Genomic DNA, 21000 nt, shown 5'->3' on the forward strand with positions numbered 1-21000 from the left:
AAGGAGTGAGCTTAAGCTCACTCCTTTTTTACCTTTTAATGATACAGTTTAAATGATGGTAAATTTACGGATGTTACGGATTGGATTTTGTCTATTAGACCCATCATTAAAATATAAATGAACGGGTCCATCCTCTTTTAATGGTTTTCCTTCTTTTGAAAAGCCAAGAATAGCTTTTTCGACGGTTTCTAATGGAAGTGTAATGGTAGTATCTACTGTTTCAATTTCAACTTGCATAGCGTCTTCTAGAATTTCAGCGTTAGTAAGGAAAGGATGAAATGGTATACCAAATGTTCCAGTAATCAATTGCTCTTTTTTATATTTCTTAACACTTTGCTGTATTGGTGGAAAAGCAGCCCCATCACGAATTTCGCGATCCCAATGTTCTGAGGTGTGTTTTAAATAAGTCTCCATTTCTGACGGTTCTTCTCTAGTTTCATCAAAGAAAGTTGTTAAATCTACTTTTCGGTCATCAAAAATCCAAACAGTTGGATCGATAGTGATTGGAAAACGAACTTTCCCATTAATAAATAAAATTTCGCTCATTGTTGTTCCCCCATTTGTGTTATACTCCCACTTTTCAGTATAATAGTATTAGACACTGTTGTCACAAAAAATGTTTCTATTGCAATTTATTAAAACTATCGCTAATATTAATAGATAGGAGAGAGTAGGACGGAAACGGAGGGAATCAATTTGGCGTCTGAGACAGTATCAAATCATCAGGAAAAGGCACTAGCCCTTCTACGAGCGGATGCAGAGAAGATTTTAAGACTTATTAAGGTGCAAATGGACCATCTTACAATGCCGCAATGTCCATTATATGAAGAAGTGTTAGACACGCAGATGTTTGGACTATCCCGCGAGGTCGATTTTGCAGTTCGCCTTGGTCTTATTGCAGAAGAACAAGGGAAAGCAATGTTAGGTGAGCTCGAACGTGAGTTATCTGCACTTCATGAAGCATTTACAAACAAACAACAATAACGGGTTCAAATAAGGGGGCTCAAACTAAATTAGTTTGAGCTTTTTATTTGTATAATAAAGCAGGAAGAATCTATGTACATATGGAATAAAACAATAATTAAATTGAAACAGAGAGAGGAAATGAAATGAAAAAAGTATGGAAATCGATGGATTATTCATTATTACTTCCTCTTGTTATCTTATGTGTGTTGGGAGTTATAATGGTATATAGTTCAAGTTCCATTGTTGCGATTTCAAGGTTTGATAAACCAGCAAATTTCTTTTTTAAAAGACAATTAATTACTTTAATTGCTGGGACAATGGTATTAATCATTATTTCTATTATCCCATATAAAGTTTGGAGAAAACGAATTTTTTTGTTGGGGAGCTACGGTGCTAGTGTTGCCTTATTAGCCGCAGCAGCCTTTTTCACTAAGTCAGTGAACGGTGCAAACGGATGGGTATTTGGAATACAGCCTGCGGAATTTGTGAAGATAACTGTTATCCTCGTGTTAGCTCATTTTTTTGCAAAAAAACAAGAAACGAATACACCTGTTTTTAAAGGATCAGGCCCGGTACTTATTGGTGTTGCTATAATCATGTTTTTAATATTAAAGCAAAATGATTTAGGTACTGATTTGCTAATTGCAGGAACAGTAGGAATTATGTTTCTTTGTTCGGGAGTACAAGTTAACTTATGGATTAAACGAATTGTTTTAACTTCTATAGTATGGGTTCCGGCATTATATTTTCTTGGTAAGTATGCATTAGATCCGTATCAAAAGGCACGTTTTTCAGTTTTTCTTGATCCGTTTAATGACCCTCAAAAAGATGGATTCCAATTAATAAATTCTTTTATTGGAATTGCATCAGGAGGATTAAACGGTCGAGGGTTAGGGAACAGTGTGCAAAAGTATGGATACTTACCAGAACCACAAACAGATTTTATTATGGCGATTATATCTGAAGAACTAGGCTTTATAGGTGTAGCTATCATTTTAATCTGTTTATTACTTATTATTATTCGGGCGTTTAGAATTGCACAAAAATGTAAAGATCCATTTGGAAGTTTAATTGCAATTGGAATTGCAAGTTTGTTTGGAGTTCAAACCTTTATTAATGTCGGTGGTATGTCTGGGTTAATACCGCTTACAGGGGTGCCTTTACCGTTTGTTAGTTACGGTGGTAGTTCTCTGTTAGCTAACTTACTTGCGATGGGGATATTATTGAATATTGCTAGTCATGTAAAACGACAAGAGAAACAACAGAAACAACAGAATGAGGTAATGAAAGAAAGAGAACAAGATGGACCACGTCTTGTAGTTGTAAAATAAAAAAACACATTGTGCTCTAGAGTGCGATGTGTTTTTTATTTTTTAGAAATATTAAATATGATGCATTAATTAGTGTTAATAATAAAAAATATATCACATTTAATTAAATGTGATATACAATTAAGTTGTTAGCAAAGTAAGAGGTATGCTATACTATTTTTGTGAAACAAATTGATCAGAAAACTTATCATTTGTTAAAAAATAAGGTATGATGGATAAAAATAAAGTGAAGCTTTCTAAGTATAATATAATGTGGAAAGTGAAGAACTTCACGCTCTTTAGGGCGTGTACATATTTTATCTCTAGAGTGGTAGGAAAGTAGAGGGGGAAAATCATGACAAAGCTGCAACGTATTCAAAAAGTATTGGTAGCTAACCGTGGAGAGATTGCAATTCGTGTGTTTCGAGCTTGTTCGGAACTTGGATTAAAAACAGTTGCAATCTATTCTAAAGAGGATAGCGGTTCTTATCATCGTTATAAAGCCGATGAGTCCTATTTAGTTGGGGAAGGGAAAAAGCCAATTGATGCTTATCTAGATATTGAGGGCATTATTGAGATTGCGAAAGGTAATCATGTAGATGCAATCCACCCTGGATATGGTTTCTTGTCAGAAAATATTCAATTTGCGAAACGTTGTGAAGAAGAAGGGATTATCTTTATTGGTCCAAAAAGTAAGCATTTGGATATGTTTGGAGATAAAGTGAAAGCAAGAACACAAGCGCAGCTAGCACAAATTCCGGTTATTCCTGGTAGTGATGGCCCGGTAGATTCAATAGAAGAAGTTGAAGAATTTGCTGAAAAGTATGATTACCCGATTATTATTAAGGCGTCCCTTGGTGGTGGCGGTCGAGGTATGCGTATTGTGCGTACGAGTGAAGAATTAAGAGAATCGTATAATCGAGCGAAATCAGAGGCTAAAGCAGCCTTTGGTAATGATGAAGTGTACGTTGAGAAATTCGTTGAAAAACCTAAACATATAGAAGTACAAATTTTAGCAGATGAAGAGGGCAATGTTGTTCATTTATATGAGCGTGACTGTTCTGTACAACGTCGTCACCAAAAAGTTGTCGAAATTGCACCGAGTGTGTCTCTTTCAAACGATTTGCGTGAGCGTATTTGTGAAGCTGCTGTTAAATTGACAAAGAATGTGAATTATTTAAACGCAGGAACAGTAGAATTCCTTGTAAAAGATAATGAGTTCTATTTCATTGAAGTAAATCCACGTGTTCAAGTAGAACATACGATTACAGAGATGATTACAGGAGTGGATATCGTTCAATCACAAATTTTAATAGCTGATGGACATGCATTACATAGTAATATAGTAGGTGTACCTAAGCAAGAAGAAGTGGTTGTACATGGATTTGCAATCCAATCTCGTGTAACGACTGAGGATCCACTAAATAATTTCATGCCGGATACAGGAAAAATAATGGCGTACCGATCAGGCGGTGGTTTTGGTGTGCGTCTTGATACAGGTAATAGCTTCCAAGGTGCAGTTATTACACCTTACTATGATTCTTTACTTGTAAAAGTTACAACTTGGGCGCTTACTTTTGAACAAGCTGCTGCAAAAATGGAACGTAACTTAAAAGAATTCCGTATTCGTGGTATTAAAACAAATATTCCATTCCTAGAGAATGTAGTAAAACATAAAAACTTCTTATCAGGAGAATATGATACTTCGTTTATTGATGTGTCACCTGAACTATTCTTGTTCCCGAAACGTAAAGACCGTGGAACGAAAATGTTAAATTATATTGGTTCAGTAACAGTAAACGGTTTCCCAGGAGTAGGGAAAAAAGAGAAGCCAATTTTCCCTGATGCTCGCATACCAAGCATAAAACACTCAGAGCCAATCCAAAATGGAACGAAACAAATTTTGGACGAGCGTGGAGCGGATGGATTAGTAAAGTGGGTACAAGATCAAAAACGTGTACTTTTAACGGATACAACATTCCGTGATGGACATCAGTCATTACTTGCAACTCGTATTCGTACAAAAGATTTACATCAAATTGCAGAGCCAACAGCGAGAATGTTACCAAACCTATTCTCAGCTGAAATGTGGGGCGGTGCAACGTTTGATGTTGCGTATCGCTTCTTAAAGGAAGATCCATGGGAACGATTACTAGATCTTCGTGAAAAAATGCCGAATGTTTTATTCCAAATGTTACTTCGTTCTTCAAACGCAGTAGGTTATAAAAACTATCCAGATAATTTAATTCAAAAATTTGTGGAATGTTCTGCTCAAGCTGGAATTGATGTGTTCCGTATTTTTGATAGCTTAAACTGGGTTGAAGGTATGAGAGTTGCGATTGATGCAGTACGAGATACTGGCAAAATTGCAGAAGCTACAATGTGCTACACAGGAGATATTCATGATCCGTTACGTAGTAAATATGATTTAAATTACTATAAAAACTTAGCAAAAGAGTTAGAAGCATCAGGAGCTCACATTTTAGGTATTAAAGATATGGCGGGCTTATTAAAACCAAACGCAGCATATGATCTAGTTTCTGCATTAAAAGAGACGGTATCGATTCCGATTCACCTGCACACACACGATACGAGTGGAAATGGTATATTAACGTATACGAAGGCAATTGAAGCAGGAGTTGACATTGTCGATGTAGCAGTGAGCTCTATGGCGGGTCAAACGTCGCAACCAAGTGCGAACACACTATACTATGCATTAGGCGGAAACGAAAGACAACCAGATGTTAATATAGATTCATTAGAAAAATTATCTCATTACTGGGAAGATGTACGTAAATACTATGCATCGTTTGAAAGTGGTATGAATGCACCTCACACAGAGGTATATATGCACGAAATGCCGGGCGGGCAGTATAGTAATCTTCAGCAACAAGCGAAAGCTGTTGGTTTAGGAGATCGCTTCGATGAAGTAAAAGTAATGTACCGTCGTGTGAATGACATGTTTGGTGATATTGTTAAAGTAACGCCATCATCTAAAGTTGTCGGTGATATGGCATTATTTATGGTTCAAAATCATTTAACAGAGCAAGATGTTTTAGAGCGTGGGCATTCTATGGACTTCCCAGGATCTGTTGTTGAAATGTTCTCTGGTGATTTAGGTCAACCGTACGGTGGTTTCCCGAAAGAATTACAAAAGATTATTTTAAAAGGGAAAGAGCCGTTAACAGTAAGACCAGGAGAATTACTAGAGCCAGTAGATTTTGACGCATTAAAAGAAGAGTTATTCCATAAACTTGGACGCGAAGTAACGATTTTTGATGTAGTTGCGTATGCCTTGTATCCAAAAGTATTTATGGACTATGAAAAAGTTGCTGAGCTTTATGGAAATGTATCTGTGCTTGATACACCGACATTCTTCTATGGTATGAGACTTGGCGAAGAGATTGATGTGGAAATTGAACAAGGTAAGACATTGATGGTTAAACTAGTATCAATTGGAGAACCTCAGCCGGATGGAAATCGTGTTCTTTACTTGGAATTCAACGGTCAGCCACGTGAAATTGTTGTGAAAGACGAAAGTGTGAAAGCAACAGTTGCCCAACGTATGAAAGGAAACCGTGAAAACCCAAACCATATTAACGCAACGATGCCAGGAACGGTTATTAAAGTAGTTGTAAAAGAAGGCGATGAAGTGAAAAAAGGCGATTCTATGGCAATTACGGAAGCGATGAAAATGGAAACGACAGTTCAAGCACCATTCAATGGTAAAGTGAAGAAAGTATATGTAAATGATGGTGATGCAATTCAAACGGGTGACTTACTCATTGAATTAGATCATTAAAATAAAGAAAAAGAGCTGTGAGAGAACAGCTCTTTTTTCATTACAAATAATACCTTGCCGAATTGGCAAGGTATTAAAGTTTTACTTTATTTTGTTTTGTTTAGAAGTTGTTCCAGCTTCTCTTGCATTGAAGGTACTTCTTGTACCTAACATAACTAAATAGCATAGTACAGCAAACAAGCAAGAAATGAAGAGTGAATGTAATAATGCCATTGATAAGCTAGCATTTGTAAATACGACTAAAACTCCCACTACGGCTTGAAGTGTAACAAGGATAAATGAAATGATCCATCCCCAGTATACTACACGTTGCTGTTTGTAATGGCGAATAGCGATAATCATCGCGTATAGTATCCAAGCGAAAATCAACATCGCTGCAAATCTATGTCCCATTTGAACCCATTCATGTAGTTGAGTTGGCATAGGTCTATTTTTGCTACATAAGGGAAAGTCTGGACAGGCTAAGCTAGCTCGTTCGTGACGTACTAAAGCCCCTGTATAGACAACAATATAGCAGTAAATTGTTACACCATAAATATGAAATTTCATTTTTTTGTCCATAATAAGTGAACGTGCATCAAATTTCTGATCAATTTCAAAGATAAGACACGTTAACAAAATGACAGAAGCGAATGAAATTAAGGAAATACCGAAATGGATAGCAAGTACAGCTGGTATTTGTCCCCAAACAACTGCTGCTGCTCCCATTAGTGCTTGGGCAACTAAAAACACGAAGGATAAAATTGCTAACGTTTTTGTTTCGCGCACATGTTTATAATATTTCCAGGACAAGATACAAAGAAGAGTAACCAGGATTCCTGCTGATCCCGATGTTAAGCGGTGACTTAGTTCAATAATAGTTTCCATTGATAAATTAGATGGAATAAGTTCACCGTTACAAAGTGGCCATGATTTACCGCAACCTTGTCCTGAACCTGTTTTTGTAACTAAAGCGCCTCCTAGTAAAACCATTAATAAATCGAGACTTGTAATGACTGCTAACCATTTAATAAAGCGTTGCAATCTCTTTCACCATCTTTCTGCTATGAAGTTATTGCGAAATATTTTCATTCCATTATGTATAGAATAAAAGGTACTACAGTCCTATGATATATAAAAAATAATAAAATAGCAAAGAAATGAAGGGAAAGAGTAAAGTGTGTAGTATAAAGAAAAAAATGGGATTTTAAATACATATTTTAGGTAAAAATGAGGCTATTTTGAAAAGAAATGGGGAGAATACATGCTAAATATGACAAAATAGTTTATTATAGAAGATAACATCATGTTATGATAAGGATAGGTTAGAATAAAGTTTTTTATTATTCGACACAAAAAGTTCATGTTTTCTTCACAAATTGTTCGGGAAATATGATTTAATATATTGGAGTATGGGCGTAGATTAGTAGTAGAATGGTTTAACAATATTTCTACTGTAATAATATTGCTATATAGAAGCGAAATATTTCGCTTAGAAAGATGATAGGTTTAAGAGGGGGTTAAAGTGATGAACCATGCAACAAGTGAGCTGCATGATGAGTCAGCTGTTTCAAGTGTACCGGAAACAACTCGGTTACAAGATTTATCAGCGCTCGTTAAAATGGGGATTGTAAACTCAAATACACTTACTGTATTTACAGGATTTTGGTTGGCTTTACATTTTAATGGATTGAGTGTTATGGACCATCTAGATAAGCTGTTTTTCACAATCGTTGGTTCGGCATTAATTATGGCAGGGGTATGTTGTTTAAATAACTACATTGACCGAGATATCGATCCATTAATGGAAAGAACAAAAAACCGTCCAACGGTAACAGGTAAATATAAACCTGGTTTTGCACTTGCATTTGGACTTGTAATTTTACTTCTCGGCTTTGCATTTTTATTACTTACGACACCAATGGCGGTGTTAATTGCATTTATTGGTGCCTTCACATATGTAGTCTTATATACATTATGGACGAAGAGAAAATATACGTTAAATACTGTTGTAGGTAGTATATCAGGAGCAGTTCCACCTTTAATTGGATGGGCGGCAATTGATCCGTCTTTAGGTCATCCAATTGCTTGGATGTTATTTTTAATTATGTTTATTTGGCAAATCCCACATTTCCTTGCGTTAGCGATGAAACGTGTTGATGAATATCGAAATGCAGGAATCCCAATGCTTCCTGTTGTACAGGGATTTGATATTACGAAACGTCAGATTATGATTTGGACAGTATGCTTATTACCACTACCATTTTATATGAGTGGGCTTGGAGTAACATTCATGGTAATTGCAACATTGCTTAACATCGGATGGATCGCATTAGGGTTTTATGGCTACCGTAAGCAAGATGACATCAAATGGTCCGTAAAAATGTTTGTTTACTCCCTGAATTACTTGACAATCTTATTTGTGTCAATGATTGTAGTTACATTCTTCTAAGACAACGACATAATTGGATTTCTTTACGTTGAGATTTACTTTACTTAACTATAAAGTACAATCTAATTCACAAAGAAAGTGGGGGTTGTTTGTATGAAGAAACAGTGGCGACTGCTTTCGTTCGTTTCACTGCTGGCTTTACTGCTAGGGGGATGCGGTAAAGCCTTTCAATCTACTTTAATTCCGCAAGGGGAAGTAGCAAAAATGCAATATGATCTACTCTTACTAGCGAGTGCAATCATGGTAGGAGTAGTATTAGTAGTTACTATTATTTTCTTATATGTAATTGTGCGTTTCCGACAAAAGAAAGGTCAGGAAGATTATATTCCAGAGCAAGTTGAAGGGAACCACAAACTAGAAATTATATGGACAGTTATTCCGATTATACTTTTATTAATCTTAGCTGTTCCGACGGTTACATATACATTCAAACTTGCTGATGTAAGTGCGATGGAGAAAAAGAATATTGATAAAGATACTATCGTTGTTGATGTAACAGCGAATCTTTATTGGTGGGAATTTTCTTACAAATCAGAAAAAATAGTAACTTCTCAAGATTTAGTCATCCCCACAGGTAAGAAAGTGTATTTGAATTTGAAGGGTGCCGATATTAAACATTCATTTTGGGTTCCATCTTTAGCTGGGAAAATGGATACCAACACAGATAATGTGAACAAAATGTGGTTAAAGGCAGATAAATCAGGCACTTATAATGGTTTTTGTACAGAATTTTGCGGCCCATCACATTCTTTAATGCAATTTAAAGTGAAAGCTTTAGATGAAAGCGAGTACAAAAAATGGCTTGCTGATATGAAAAAGATTGATGGGAAAAAAGAAGTAGCTTCAACAAAAGCACAAGAGGGCCAAGAAATATTTAATAAAAGTTGTATTGGTTGTCATGCAGTTGGATCTAATGATAGTAGACCACCTTCCGCTCGTATCGCACCAAACTTAGCGAACTTTGCTGATCGCGATATGGTTGCCGGTATTGCCGAAAACAATGAAGAAAATTTGAAAAAATGGCTTAAAGATCCTGAAAATATGAAGCCAGGAAATAAAATGACTGGTAAATATGGCAACTTAACGGATGATCAAATTGATGCATTAAATGCATATTTACAAACGTTAAAAGTTGAAAAGTAAAGAGGGATTATTCGCGAAGGGGAGGTTGAAGACGTGAGTTCTGTAGCAAAAAAACAGGGGATGGGTGCTGTCATATGGGATTATTTAACGACAGTAGACCATAAAAAGATTGCCATTCTCTATTTAATTGCAGGTGGATTGTTTTTTATAGTAGGCGGACTAGAAGCATTATTTATTCGCCTTCAATTAGCGATTCCTAACAATGCCTTTCTTGTTGGGGATGCTTATAATCAAGTATTAACGATGCACGGTACAACAATGATTTTCCTCGCAGCTATGCCACTCGTGTTTGCATTTATGAACGCCGCCGTACCGCTTCAAATTGGTGCGCGTGATGTAGCGTTCCCGTTTTTGAATTCACTTGGATTTTGGTTATTTTTCTTTGGTGGAGTATTTTTAAATTTAAGTTGGTTTTTAGGTGGAGCACCAGATGCAGGTTGGACATCTTATGCATCTTTAGCTTTAGCCTCTAAAGGACATGGTGTTGATTTTTATGTACTTGGTTTGCAGATATCAGGTATTGGTACATTGATTGGAGGTATTAACTTCCTTGTTACGATCATTAATATGCGTGCACCAGGAATGACATATATGCGCATGCCGATGTTTACATGGACAACATTTGTAACATCTTCACTTATATTATTTGCATTTCCACCGTTAACTGTAGGGTTAGGGCTTCTAATGTTAGATCGTTTGTTTGGCACAAGTTTCTTTAATCCAGCATTAGGTGGGAACACAATTATATGGGAGCATTTATTCTGGATCTTCGGTCATCCAGAAGTATACATTCTTATACTCCCAGCTTTCGGAATATTCTCAGAAATCTTCGCTACATTTTCGAAGAAACGATTATTTGGTTATTCATCGATGGTGTTCGCGACTGTATTAATTGGATTTTTAGGCTTTATGGTATGGGCGCATCATATGTTCACCGTCGGTCTTGGTCCTGTTGCAAATGCTATCTTCTCAGTTGCAACAATGGCGATTGCAGTTCCGACAGGTATTAAAATATTTAACTGGCTCTTTACAATGTGGGGCGGAAGTATTCGATTCACAACACCTATGATGTGGGCAGTAGCTTTTATTCCATCATTCGTAATGGGTGGAGTTACCGGCGTTATGCTTGCGTCTGCACCAGCTGATTATCAGTTCCATGATAATTATTTCGTAGTAGCACACTTCCATTATGTAATTGTCGGCGGTGTTGTATTTGGTTTACTTGCAGGTGCGCATTATTATTGGCCGCTTATGTTTAATAAAGTATTAAATGAAACGTTAGGAAAGATAACGTTTTGGTTATTCTTTATCGGTTTCCATTTAACGTTCTTTATCCAACATTTCCTTGGTTTAATCGGTATGCCTCGTCGTTACTACACATATTTAGAGGGGCAAGGATTGGAAATGGGGAATATGATAAGTTCTATTGGAGCTGTGTTTATGGCCCTTGGAACGATTGTTCTTTTATTCAATGTAATTAAAACGACAGTGTCAAAAGAGAAGGCTGGACGTGATCCATGGGATGCACGTACATTGGAGTGGACAATGCCGGCACCTACACCGGAATATAATTTCAAACAATTACCATTTGTTCGTGGGTTAGATCCATTTTGGATTGAAAAACGCGAAGGTAATAAAGAGATGACAGCTGCGGAACCAGTTGGTGATATTCATATGCCGAATGCTTCATTTTCACCGTTTGTTATTTCTCTAGGTCTATTTATAGCCGCTTTTGGTGCGATGTATATGCAAGGTGGCAAAGATAAATTTTGGTTATTAGTAGCAATTATAGGTTTAATCATTACATTCGGTACAATGTTCCTTCGCTCAGTAAAAGATGATCATGGATATCATATTCATAAGGAAGACTTAGAAGATAAGGGGGGCAAGGCATAATGCATGTAGATGAAAAATTAACGAATGAAACATTTCCAGCAGAGCCTGAAAAAGCAACCCTTGAGGGGAAAAATAAGTTTGTTGGTTTTTGGTTATTTCTTGGAGGCGAAACAGTGTTGTTCGCTTCCTTGTTTGGCACATATCTAGCGTTAAAGAATTCTACAAATGGTGGGCCGACATCTCAAGAGATGTTTCAAATGCCGCTTGTTTTCATCATGACGATGCTTTTGTTAACAAGTAGTTTGACGAGTGTGTATGCAATGTATCATATGAAAAATTTCAACTTTAAGAAAATGAAACTGTGGCTACTTATAACAGTGTTGCTTGGCTTAGGATTTTTGGGATTTGAAATATATGAGTTTTATCATTATACACATGAATTTAAGCATACTATGAGAAGCAGTGCATTTGGTTCTGCATTTTATGCTCTTGTTGGTACACATGGACTCCACGTATTGTTTGGATTGTGTTGGATATTGACATTAATCTTTAGAAATGCGAAGCGGGGCTTAAATTTATACAATGCACCAAAGTTTTATGTTGCATCAATTTATTGGCACTTTATTGACGTAGTTTGGGTGTTTATTTTCACTGTAGTATATTTGATGGGAATGGTGGGATAAACAATGGCAATTAAGCAAACGAATAATCCTAAGGTTGATCTTGTTTATCGGAAAAGAAAAAGTGCAGAGGAAATGAAGCACCAAGTTATTACGTTTGCACTAATGATATTCCTAACATTAGTTGCATTTGTAGCAGTGGCATATCCAAAAACTTTTAGTCCGATGTTCTCTGTTCCGTTTATTTTACTATTAGCAGTGGTGCAAGTAATTTTTCAATTGTATTATTTTATGCATATGAGCCATAAAGGACATGAGGCGGCGAGTTTCTTTCTCTATTCGGGCTTGTTAATAGGTCTAATTACAATATTAGCTTTCATGACAATTGTGTGGATTTAAAAAGTGAAAAACCGGGGACTTGTGCTATCACAGTCCCCTCTTCACGTTAAGTGAAAAGAGAAAACAGTTTTTAGAAGGTAGGTGTGGAAAATGGGTAACTTATGGATATTCGGTTTTCAAGCTTTATGGAGTCCTATATTTATGTTGTTTATGATCTCTATTTTAATAGGGTACTTTTTAATTATTGGACCGTATAGAGAACGATTTGAAAATGCGACTAAAGTGAGTAAAAAACAGATTTTTTATTTTACGGTTGGAATTGCTCTTTTGTATTTTGTAAAGGGGGGGCCGATCGATTTAATAGGACATATTGTATTTAGTGCACATATGTTTGAAATGGCGATTATGTATATTGCAGTACCACCTTTATTACTACTTGGTATACCAGTTTGGTTGTATCGTTATGTTACTTCTTTTAAGTTTATTCAAGTTATGTTGAAAATCTTTGCAAAACCACTGATTGCTTTGTTGGTATTTAATGGTTTATTTTCCTTGTATCATTTGCCAGTTGTATTCGATACTGTAAAACAAAATCAAATTGCACATCCTATTTGCCTTGCTATTTTGTTTTTTGCAGCAATGATGATGTGGTGGCCGATGTTAAATCCGCTGCCGGAATATCAAACATTAAGTGATATAAAGAAACTTGGTTACATGTTTGCTAATGGTATTTTATTAACGCCAGCTTGTGCGTTAATCATTTTTGCGACTGCTCCATTATTTGCAACATATACAGATCCGGCTGCTTGGATGAAGGCGATGGAGCTTTGTGTGCCGGCTGGTACTTTATCAGATTTAAATATTACTGGACCAGAATTTTTACATTGGATGCCGATAGTGCAAGACCAACAAACAGGTGGTATCATTATGAAAATTGTCCAGGAAATAGTATACGGTACAATTATCGGCTATGTATTCTTTAGATGGGCACGTAGAGAGCGTGAAAAGGATAAAGAGCAGTTGCAACAATTACCACCTTATTTGCAGACGAAATAAAGTGAAACTTTAATCAGTGGGGGGACATCCCCCGCTAATTATTAGCCTTCACCAATCGGGCGTTTATTGCCCGATAAATAGCGAAATAAAAAACGAGCGCATCATATTGATGCGCTCGTTTTTGGTTACTCGATAATTTGAAATTCCTTTAACTCTTTTTCGACATTTTGTAGGAGTTGTTCGCATTTTTGGAGTACATTCGTTGGGAAAGTCTCATCATCACCATATTCAACGCCGTGAGGATAATAATGTTTTCCTAGTAAGGGAGGGAGTAGTTTTACTTCAGCGTGCCTGCTACCGATGTCACCTTCAGCAGCAAAACCTTGCACCCGTAAATAATAAACATCCTTTAAAATTTCAAATTTATAATCGTATGTAACCCGTTCATAATCCCACTGTCCAGCAAGTACAAAATGGTTCTTTTCCATAATTTCAGTTAAAAGTGTTAAATCAACGACGGCCCCATTAAATTTTGTATTTGTAAATTGCATATAATACCTCCTTTTTTAATGTTACATCATTATTTTTATAATAGTATGAATAATAAGAAAGTGCAATTCATATTGAGAGAAAAGGGATAATCCAGACTTTTTTTGCGAAAATATGATATAGTGAAAAGAGTACGGTACACACAAAAAAGGAAAGAAAAGGATTTGTGTATATCTCAATTTTATGTTTTGTGCAGGAGGTATATCGTTTGAAAAAAATATTGCGTATCGTAATGATTACATTTTTAATTTTAGCTATTGATTTATACGGGAAATTACTCGTGTCACAATATATATTAACCCCATCTCAATCAAAGCAAGAAAATAAAATTGTGAAAAAGAAAAAGCAAGTTAATGAGGACTCCTCAGACACTGTGTTAAATATGATTGGTGGGGACTCTGAAATTTTATTAGCAAAGTGGGGAGAACCATCTCGAATAGAGCCATCTGCTTACGGATATGAATGGTGGGTGTACAATCAGGATTTAGCTCAGTATGTTCAATTTGGAGTTGCTGAACGCAAAGTTGTAACAGCGTATGTTGCTGGTGAACAAGTTAAGGTACCACCTTATTATATAAATGAAAAATATGAAGATGTATACAAAAAGAATCCACTATCGCATGAGATTTCATTAAAAAGAGGAAAGAATAGTTATCAATTTGAGTTATCGGATACTGAAGTAATGGAACAACCATTAATACCTGTAGAAGGTGGATGGGCACAATTATATTTTGATCATTTTACTCATGAGCTTGTTGGTGTTCGTTATATGGATGATGAAACCTTATTACGTCAAAGACCGTATCAGCTTGTTTATTCAGGTGAATTAATAGCAGAACAACCATTGACACCAGAAAAAATGAAACAAGTAGAGAATGGAAATATGCAACAAATTTTTGATTTAACAAACATTATTCGAAGTCGTCATGAACTACCATTGTTAACGTGGGATCAACCAACAGCAGATGTTGCTATTGGGCACAGTAAAGATATGAAAGACAATAATTACTTTTCACACGATTCACCTACATTAGGTACGTTAGGAGATCGTTTGCAACGTGGACAAGTAGGGTTTCAACTTGCTGGTGAGAACATAGCGGCACAACATAGTGATGGAATTGCGGCGGTGCAAGGTTGGTTAAATAGTGAGGGCCATAGAAAAAATATATTAAATGAACAATTTACTGGATTAGGTGTTGGGGTATATGATAAATTTTATACGCAAAACTTTATTCGAAAATAAAGTGGAGTTTTAAGCTGTAGGATGTACATCTTACTGCAAGTCATTAGCTCTTACTAATCGGGTATTTATAGCTAATTATTCTCTCATTTGTGAACAAGTGGGATAAAAAGGTGCATGAATCGTCTAAAAATAGGCGAACCATGCGCCTTTTTTTTCTTACAATATAGTAGATATATATGAAGAGGTGAGGAGTATGCCAACAACAAAAGGGCCGTTACATCCATCGATTCAACAGTTTAAAGAATTTGTAAATCATCACCCTAAAATGGTTCATGAGGTTAGAAGTGGGCAAAAAACTTGGCAACAATTTTATGAGGAATGGTACTTACTTGGTGAAGAAGATCCAATATGGGCGACTTATAGACCTGATGGAGCACCTGCTTTTTCTTCAGTAAAAGAAAATAAAAAGGAAAAAGAAAAAGATAATCGAACTGAAGAGGAAAAAACTGCTGATGTGATGGGACAAATGCTTTCTTTCTTTAAAAAGTTAGATGTAGAACAAATGCAACATCATTTAGCTAATGTTACGAGTGCTATTGGTAGCGTGCAACAAGTTATTCAACAATTTCAAGGAAAACGCACGCAGCAAGAACACAGTACTTCAGAAAATAATCCGTTTTTCTTTCAGAAGGATTAGGGGGAAAGAGGATGAGAGCAGAACTTATGGAGTTTATAAAGGCGGATGAGGATTTATCTCGCTATATTCGCGAGCAGCCATACTGGTATAGAAAATTAGCGCGAAACCCTGAAGAAAAAGAGGCTTTTGAACTAGCGGCAATGCAACATTTCAAAAAAACGATACCAGATAAAGTGGAAAAATTTCAAAATCAATTGGCAGTTGCTTCGATTATGATTGATATGTTTCAGTATATGAAGCAGCAAAATGCGACATAATTGGAAGGGAAAACTATGTCCGTCATGCAGAACTTTTGTTACAATAGAAACGGATTATTTAAAAAGGAGTTGCAGCATGACGGAAATTTGTTTAGTACGACATGGACAAACTGATTGGAATTTTCAAGAGATTATTCAGGGGCGTGAAGATATTCCACTAAATGAAGTTGGAAAGAAGCAAGCGAGTCAAAGTGCAGCTGCTTTGCAAGCAGAATCATGGGATATAATTATAAGTAGCCCGTTAATTAGAGCACAAGAAACGGCTAAGGAAATCGCAGAGGCTGCTGGATTACATTCGATTTTATTAGATGAGCGATTTGTTGAACGGAATTTTGGAGAGGCTTCAGGCAAGCCGGTTGCGGATGTAAGGGGGTTAATTGCAGAGGGTAAAGTAGAAGGTATGGAGCAAGATGAGGAAATTGTAGCTCGTTGCTTTGCAGCTTTGAAAGATGTTGCAGCAACCCATACTGGTAAACGTATTATCATTGTTGCCCATTCACATGCGATAAAAGCAATTTTACATGCAATAGCACCAGATGAAGTTTCGTTTAAAACGCCATTAAAAAACGCATGTATTAGTTATGTGAAAGAAAATATTGGGAAATGGGATGTTCTGAAATATAATATAGCAGAACATATTAATGCATAAGTTTGTATGAAGATTGTGTGAAAAAGAGTTACGATTATATCTGTCTTTTAAGTTAGGTACTTCCATTAGTAGTTCTACTCTAAATGTGTTATGATGAATACTCGGAGGTGTCTCTCATGATTGTAGCGACGCTGGAAAGCGTATTAATATTAGATAAGGCAGAGCAGCTTGCAAAAGCGATCATCTGTTCAGATATAGCAGAAGATTATCGTAAGTGTTATAAAGAATTGCATGAAGATATGGAAGTTCAGACGTTAATTCAGCAATTTACAGCGATGAAAGAACGATATGAGGAAGTGCAGCGTTTTGGTAAATACCATCCTGACTATACTTATGTATCGACGAAAATGAGGGAATTAAAGCGTTCTATAGACTTGCATGATAAGATTGCGGCCTTTAAACAAGTAGAAAACGCTTTGCAAAAGTTATTAGATGAAGTTAGTGTAGCAATCGGTTCGGAAGTATCTTCTTCCATTAAAGTTCCAACAGGAAATCCATTTTTCGATGCTGGTGGCTGTGGTGGAGGTTGTGGTACTGGCGGCGGTTGCGGTTGTAAAAAAACGGGGTAACTTACCCCGTTTTTTAGAAGATGGAAGAAAACGTATACAGAGTTTGTCCTATAATGTCATAAATTTCTGATTGGTTTTCATAAAATATAAAAATATAAGTTTTTAAAAGGAGAAGATGGAGAAGATTATGTTCGGGCAACGACAAAGTATGATTGTTTATTTACATTCATTGAAACATGCCAAGATTTTAAGGAAATATGGTAACATACATTACATATCAAAACGATTAAAGTATGCAGTTGTATATTGTGATATGGAACAAATTGAGCATATGATGCATAAATTGAACAAGCTTCCTTTTGTGAAAAAGATAGAACAGTCGTACCGCCCGTTTTTAAAAACGGAATTTGAAAATTCACGTCCTGATCGGGCAAAAGAATACGATTATAGTTAAGTAAAAAATCCCCCGCTAAATTTAACGGGGGATTTTTTTGGTTGAATAATGTGTTATTTCATTGGAGGAATGAAATTGTTCATTCGTAAAATACCAATGAGGTGATTGAAAAACAGTTCTTTTTCAGGGAAAGTGGTTGACGGCTTTACGGTAAAGGTAGTAACTTTTTTTCCGAGTTGATCTGCTGTTTCTTCAAATAAAACGACACGTTTACTTTTTTTATTTTCAAGTACAGGAATGCCTTCGCGACATATGTATAATGGCTGGAAATCACCAGTAGTTGTCGGTTTTAATATTACAGCAAGTGAGCACACTTTTTTATCGTTTTTTATCGTTTCAAATTGTAACATATGTGTGATGCGTTCTTGATTTGCTTTAGCAATCTCAAGTAATTCATATATATCAGAGTAACCTTCTCCGAGTTCTATAAAGCGTTGAATCATATTTATTCCTCCTCTTTCTTTTACTGTACCATCTCACTTTTTAAATGAAAAGTGGACAAAGAAAAAAACCCTGCAAAGCAGGGCCCTTCTTATACTAGTATGTACTAGTAAGAAGGCAAAGGGAGAGGAGAAACCGGAGGAAGAACTTATGGGGAAACGTAAGTCTTCTCCGCGGTTGGCAACAACATCGAAGGTGATGTTGTTATATTTATTTATGTCCAATCTAAATGAAGATATACATAATGAAATTAAAATTTATGTTTGGCTTTTTATTTTTCTTTTTTTTATTTTATGATAGGATAAAAAAGGTAAAGTAGAGTTGCTGTACATAAAGGGTTCTTGTTCGCAAATAGTGAGATGAATATGTAAGAAATAGCGAACTGTTATTTTAACTAAAGTTCTCTATTGGTTAAGTAACGAATTAGTGAAGAATAGTACGGTTTGGTAGCGATTACCGAATTGTGAAGGGCTTTCTGTAATCGCACGATAGATTGAAATAAAGGTAGTGACAACAGATGAGAGTAGTTTCAGGAAAATGTAAAGGACATCCACTTAAAGCGGTTCCTGGTAATACAACACGTCCAACGACAGATAAAGTAAAAGAATCTATTTTTAATATGATAGGCCCTTATTTTGATGGTGGTACCGCTCTTGATTTATTTGGCGGTAGTGGTGGCCTTGGGATTGAGGCTATAAGTAGAGGGATTGATAAAGCGATTTTTGTTGATCGAGATAGTAAAGCGATAAAAGTAATTCATCAAAATTTAGAAAGTTGTAGGATACAAGAACAAGCTGAAGTGTATCGAAATGATGCAGAGCGTGCGGTGAAGGCACTAATAAAGCGTGAAATATCATTCGATCTTATACTAATCGATCCTCCATATAAAGATCAAAAAATTGTATCTTTAATAAGTGTGATGGATCAACATGGATTGCTACACAGAGATGGTTTAATTATGTCAGAGCATGGAAATGATGTGGTTTTACCTGATTCTATAGGAGACCTTGTAAAAGTACGAGCTGAAAATTATGGGATTACAGCAATATCGATTTATAAGTATGAAGGTGAGGGGACAGAATGACAAGTATAGCTATTTCTTCCGGAAGTTTTGATCCAATTACCCTTGGACATTTAGATATTATTAAAAGGGGAGCGAAAGTATTTGATGAGGTGTATGTAGTTGTTTTGAACAATTCATCAAAAAAACCGTTCTTTTCAGTTGAAGAGCGTTTAGAGTTAATTCGAGAAGCAACAAAGGAAATCCCAAATGTAAAAGTGGATTCGCATAGTGGTTTATTAGTGGAATATGCAAAAATGCGTAATGCAAATGCAATTTTACGTGGTTTACGAGCGGTCTCTGATTTTGAATATGAGATGCAAATTACTTCTATGAACAGAAAATTAGATGAAAATATTGAAACCTTCTTTATTATGACAAACAACCAATACTCATTTTTAAGCTCGAGTATTGTGAAAGAAGTTGCGAGATATGGAGGAAGTGTAGTAGATCTTGTTCCCCCTATTGTTGAGCGTGCGTTAAAAGAAAAGTTTCAAACCCCGTTAAAGTGAACGGGGTTTTTCTTTATTACTGCGTAAAAATAATAAGATAACATATAAATATAAACAAAATAATGTGAATATCGGTCCGTAGTGTACAAAAGATGACCAAACCTTATTTAGTACAAAAGAATGATTTGATAAAAAAACGGGAATATCTTTTTGCATAGGCGAAAAAGAACTCACTTTTTCATAAAAGGGTCCCCAAAATATAACGGTAAAAATAGGGGCAAGAATACTTTGGATAATTCGTGCGAAAAAATATGGTTTAAATCGGATGTCTGTTTCGGCTAAAATGCTGGCAACTTGGGCCTGAATAGAAAGACCGCTGAATGCTAAAATGAAGCTTGTTACCATGGCTTGTTGAAGAAGTTGCGTTTCATTTATTTGACTAATCATTTGGCTTCCAAGTGTCATTTCAAAAATGCCAGATAATATCGGAATACTAAATTCAGTTGATAGTTGGAAGAATAATAAAATATGTTGCATAATAAAAGAAAATGCTGCTGTGATATGAAAAACAGTAATCATTTTATTTAAAACAGAGAATAAAATAATAAACCCGCCAATCATAAGCAAGGTTTGAACAGAAGAAACGATAGCATCCCCGAGTAATTTTCCTATTGGCCTTTTTTCTTGCATACGTGTTTGGTGGAGGACTGAAAAAGGGTTTTGAAAGGGACGTTTTTTAGTAGTGTGTTTGTCGTTTGTGTGAGTAGTGTTATGACCATAAAAACGCATAAGTAGTCCGACGGCAAAATTACTTAAATAATGTGCAGCAGCTAATACGATTCCTAATTTCGGATTATTGAAAAAACCGATAGAAACAGCTCCGAAAATAAAAAGTGGGTTCGAAGAGTTAGTAAAAGATACAAGGCGCTCTGCTTCAATTTGTGTTAGTTGATTACTTTTACGTAGTCTAGCGCTTAATTTTGCGCCAGCAGGGAATCCTGAAGCCATTCCCATTGCCCAAACAAATCCGCCTATCCCTGGAACACGGAACAGTGGCCGCATTAATGGTTCTAATATAACGCCGATAAATTTCACAACACCAATACTAATTAGAAGTTCCGCAATAATGAAAAACGGTAATAGTGAAGGGAATACAACTTCCCACCATATATTTAACCCTCGAATGGAAGCTTGCAAAGCAGCTTGGGGGTGGAGTACAAGAGAAAAGGTCAAAAATAATGTTGATATGGTAAGGAAAGCGGTTTTCCATTTTTCATACATGTAAGTAAATCCCCCTTTGTCCCAA

General features: G+C 36.0%; 22 protein-coding genes. 17 read left to right on the top strand and 5 right to left on the bottom strand.

Translation table 11 applies throughout. The annotated features are described in order from the left end of the window. Positions 1-48: 48 nt before the first annotated feature. A complete protein-coding gene (locus COI75_RS12750) occupies positions 49-546 on the bottom strand; it encodes a hypothetical protein (protein WP_001289783.1) in 498 nt (165 codons plus the stop codon). Positions 547-696: 150 nt separating this feature from the next. Between COI75_RS12750 and COI75_RS12755 the strand changes: the two genes are divergently transcribed. The 3 genes from COI75_RS12755 (at position 697) to pyc (ending at position 6078) form a co-directional block, all read left to right on the top strand. Then, positions 697-984, top strand: coding sequence for a YlaN family protein (locus COI75_RS12755; RefSeq protein ID WP_000135699.1), 288 nt, complete (start codon positions 697-699; stop codon positions 982-984). 125 nt (positions 985-1109) lie between these two features. Next, a complete protein-coding gene (locus tag COI75_RS12760) occupies positions 1110-2297 on the top strand; it encodes an FtsW/RodA/SpoVE family cell cycle protein (RefSeq protein WP_000758400.1) in 1188 nt (395 codons plus the stop codon). Between the two features lie 334 nt (positions 2298-2631). Next, on the top strand, positions 2632-6078 hold the full coding sequence (gene pyc, locus COI75_RS12770; protein ID WP_000164044.1) for a pyruvate carboxylase: 3447 nt from the start codon (positions 2632-2634) through the stop codon (positions 6076-6078). An 81-nt stretch (positions 6079-6159) separates the two neighbouring features. Here the strand turns inward: pyc and ctaA are convergent, their stop codons facing one another. Continuing rightward, the gene (ctaA, locus tag COI75_RS12775) at positions 6160-7101 is read right to left on the bottom strand and encodes a heme A synthase (RefSeq protein ID WP_001188750.1); all 942 of its coding nucleotides are present in this window, start codon (positions 7099-7101) and stop codon (positions 6160-6162) included. 484 nt (positions 7102-7585) lie between these two features. Here ctaA and cyoE point away from each other — a divergent pair, with 484 nt between their 5' ends. From cyoE to ctaG, 6 genes are all read left to right on the top strand, one after another. Continuing rightward, positions 7586-8509, top strand: a complete 924-nt coding sequence (gene cyoE, locus COI75_RS12780) for a heme o synthase (protein ID WP_001015050.1) — start codon at positions 7586-7588, stop codon at positions 8507-8509. Positions 8510-8602: 93 nt separating this feature from the next. Continuing rightward, positions 8603-9652 (top strand): cytochrome c oxidase subunit II, encoded by a 1050-nt coding sequence (coxB, locus tag COI75_RS12785; RefSeq protein WP_000745268.1) that lies wholly within the window; start codon positions 8603-8605, stop codon positions 9650-9652. Positions 9653-9712: 60 nt separating this feature from the next. After that, complete coding sequence (gene ctaD / locus COI75_RS12790) at positions 9713-11548, top strand: cytochrome c oxidase subunit I (RefSeq protein WP_170958491.1); 1836 nt, start codon at positions 9713-9715, stop codon at positions 11546-11548. Further along, positions 11548-12171 carry a cytochrome c oxidase subunit III gene (gene ctaE / locus COI75_RS12795; RefSeq protein ID WP_000557857.1) on the top strand — a complete coding sequence of 208 codons (624 nt, stop codon included), beginning with the start codon at positions 11548-11550 and terminating at the stop codon, positions 12169-12171. Before ctaD ends, ctaE begins: the two co-directional genes overlap by 1 nt. 3 nt (positions 12172-12174) lie before the next feature. Continuing rightward, entirely contained in the window at positions 12175-12507 is a 333-nt protein-coding gene (ctaF, locus tag COI75_RS12800) for a cytochrome c oxidase subunit IVB (RefSeq protein WP_000985702.1), read from the top strand. 90 nt (positions 12508-12597) lie between these two features. Further along, the gene (gene ctaG, locus COI75_RS12805) at positions 12598-13503 is read left to right on the top strand and encodes a cytochrome c oxidase assembly factor CtaG (RefSeq protein WP_000527645.1); all 906 of its coding nucleotides are present in this window, start codon (positions 12598-12600) and stop codon (positions 13501-13503) included. Between the two features lie 125 nt (positions 13504-13628). Here the strand turns inward: ctaG and COI75_RS12810 are convergent, their stop codons facing one another. Then, the gene (locus tag COI75_RS12810; protein ID WP_001160936.1) at positions 13629-13994 is read right to left on the bottom strand and encodes a YugN family protein; all 366 of its coding nucleotides are present in this window, start codon (positions 13992-13994) and stop codon (positions 13629-13631) included. A gap of 206 nt (positions 13995-14200) precedes the next feature. Here COI75_RS12810 and COI75_RS12815 point away from each other — a divergent pair, with 206 nt between their 5' ends. The 6 genes from COI75_RS12815 to COI75_RS12840 all read left to right on the top strand — a co-directional run bounded on the left by COI75_RS12815 (position 14201) and on the right by COI75_RS12840 (position 17741). Further along, the gene (locus tag COI75_RS12815; protein WP_000722769.1) at positions 14201-15235 is read left to right on the top strand and encodes a CAP domain-containing protein; all 1035 of its coding nucleotides are present in this window, start codon (positions 14201-14203) and stop codon (positions 15233-15235) included. A 193-nt stretch (positions 15236-15428) separates the two neighbouring features. Further along, the gene (locus COI75_RS12820; protein WP_001143325.1) at positions 15429-15872 is read left to right on the top strand and encodes a YlbD family protein; all 444 of its coding nucleotides are present in this window, start codon (positions 15429-15431) and stop codon (positions 15870-15872) included. An 11-nt stretch (positions 15873-15883) separates the two neighbouring features. Next, positions 15884-16129, top strand: coding sequence for a YlbE-like family protein (locus tag COI75_RS12825; protein WP_001200997.1), 246 nt, complete (start codon positions 15884-15886; stop codon positions 16127-16129). Between the two features lie 76 nt (positions 16130-16205). Continuing rightward, complete coding sequence (locus COI75_RS12830; RefSeq protein ID WP_000134942.1) at positions 16206-16778, top strand: histidine phosphatase family protein; 573 nt, start codon at positions 16206-16208, stop codon at positions 16776-16778. A 116-nt stretch (positions 16779-16894) separates the two neighbouring features. Then, entirely contained in the window at positions 16895-17347 is a 453-nt protein-coding gene (locus tag COI75_RS12835; RefSeq protein ID WP_000634356.1) for a YlbF family regulator, read from the top strand. Positions 17348-17474: 127 nt separating this feature from the next. After that, entirely contained in the window at positions 17475-17741 is a 267-nt protein-coding gene (locus tag COI75_RS12840) for a YlbG family protein (protein ID WP_002093356.1), read from the top strand. A gap of 53 nt (positions 17742-17794) precedes the next feature. Here COI75_RS12840 and COI75_RS12845 read toward each other — a convergent pair whose 3' ends face one another. After that, positions 17795-18184 (bottom strand): DUF7147 family protein, encoded by a 390-nt coding sequence (locus tag COI75_RS12845; protein ID WP_000616003.1) that lies wholly within the window; start codon positions 18182-18184, stop codon positions 17795-17797. Between the two features lie 515 nt (positions 18185-18699). Here COI75_RS12845 and rsmD point away from each other — a divergent pair. Together rsmD and coaD are read left to right on the top strand one after the other, a co-directional pair. Next, positions 18700-19266 (top strand): 16S rRNA (guanine(966)-N(2))-methyltransferase RsmD, encoded by a 567-nt coding sequence (gene rsmD / locus COI75_RS12850; RefSeq protein ID WP_001266983.1) that lies wholly within the window; start codon positions 18700-18702, stop codon positions 19264-19266. Continuing rightward, on the top strand, positions 19263-19754 hold the full coding sequence (coaD, locus tag COI75_RS12855) for a pantetheine-phosphate adenylyltransferase (protein ID WP_000200602.1): 492 nt from the start codon (positions 19263-19265) through the stop codon (positions 19752-19754). Before rsmD ends, coaD begins: the two co-directional genes overlap by 4 nt. Here coaD and ylbJ read toward each other — a convergent pair. Further along, the gene (ylbJ, locus tag COI75_RS12860) at positions 19746-20975 is read right to left on the bottom strand and encodes a sporulation integral membrane protein YlbJ (RefSeq protein WP_000273090.1); all 1230 of its coding nucleotides are present in this window, start codon (positions 20973-20975) and stop codon (positions 19746-19748) included. The genes coaD and ylbJ overlap by 9 nt on opposite strands. Positions 20976-21000 lie beyond the last annotated feature (25 nt).

The organism is Bacillus cereus (genome assembly GCF_002564555.1).
Lineage (GTDB): Bacteria > Bacillota > Bacilli > Bacillales > Bacillaceae_G > Bacillus_A > Bacillus_A cereus_K.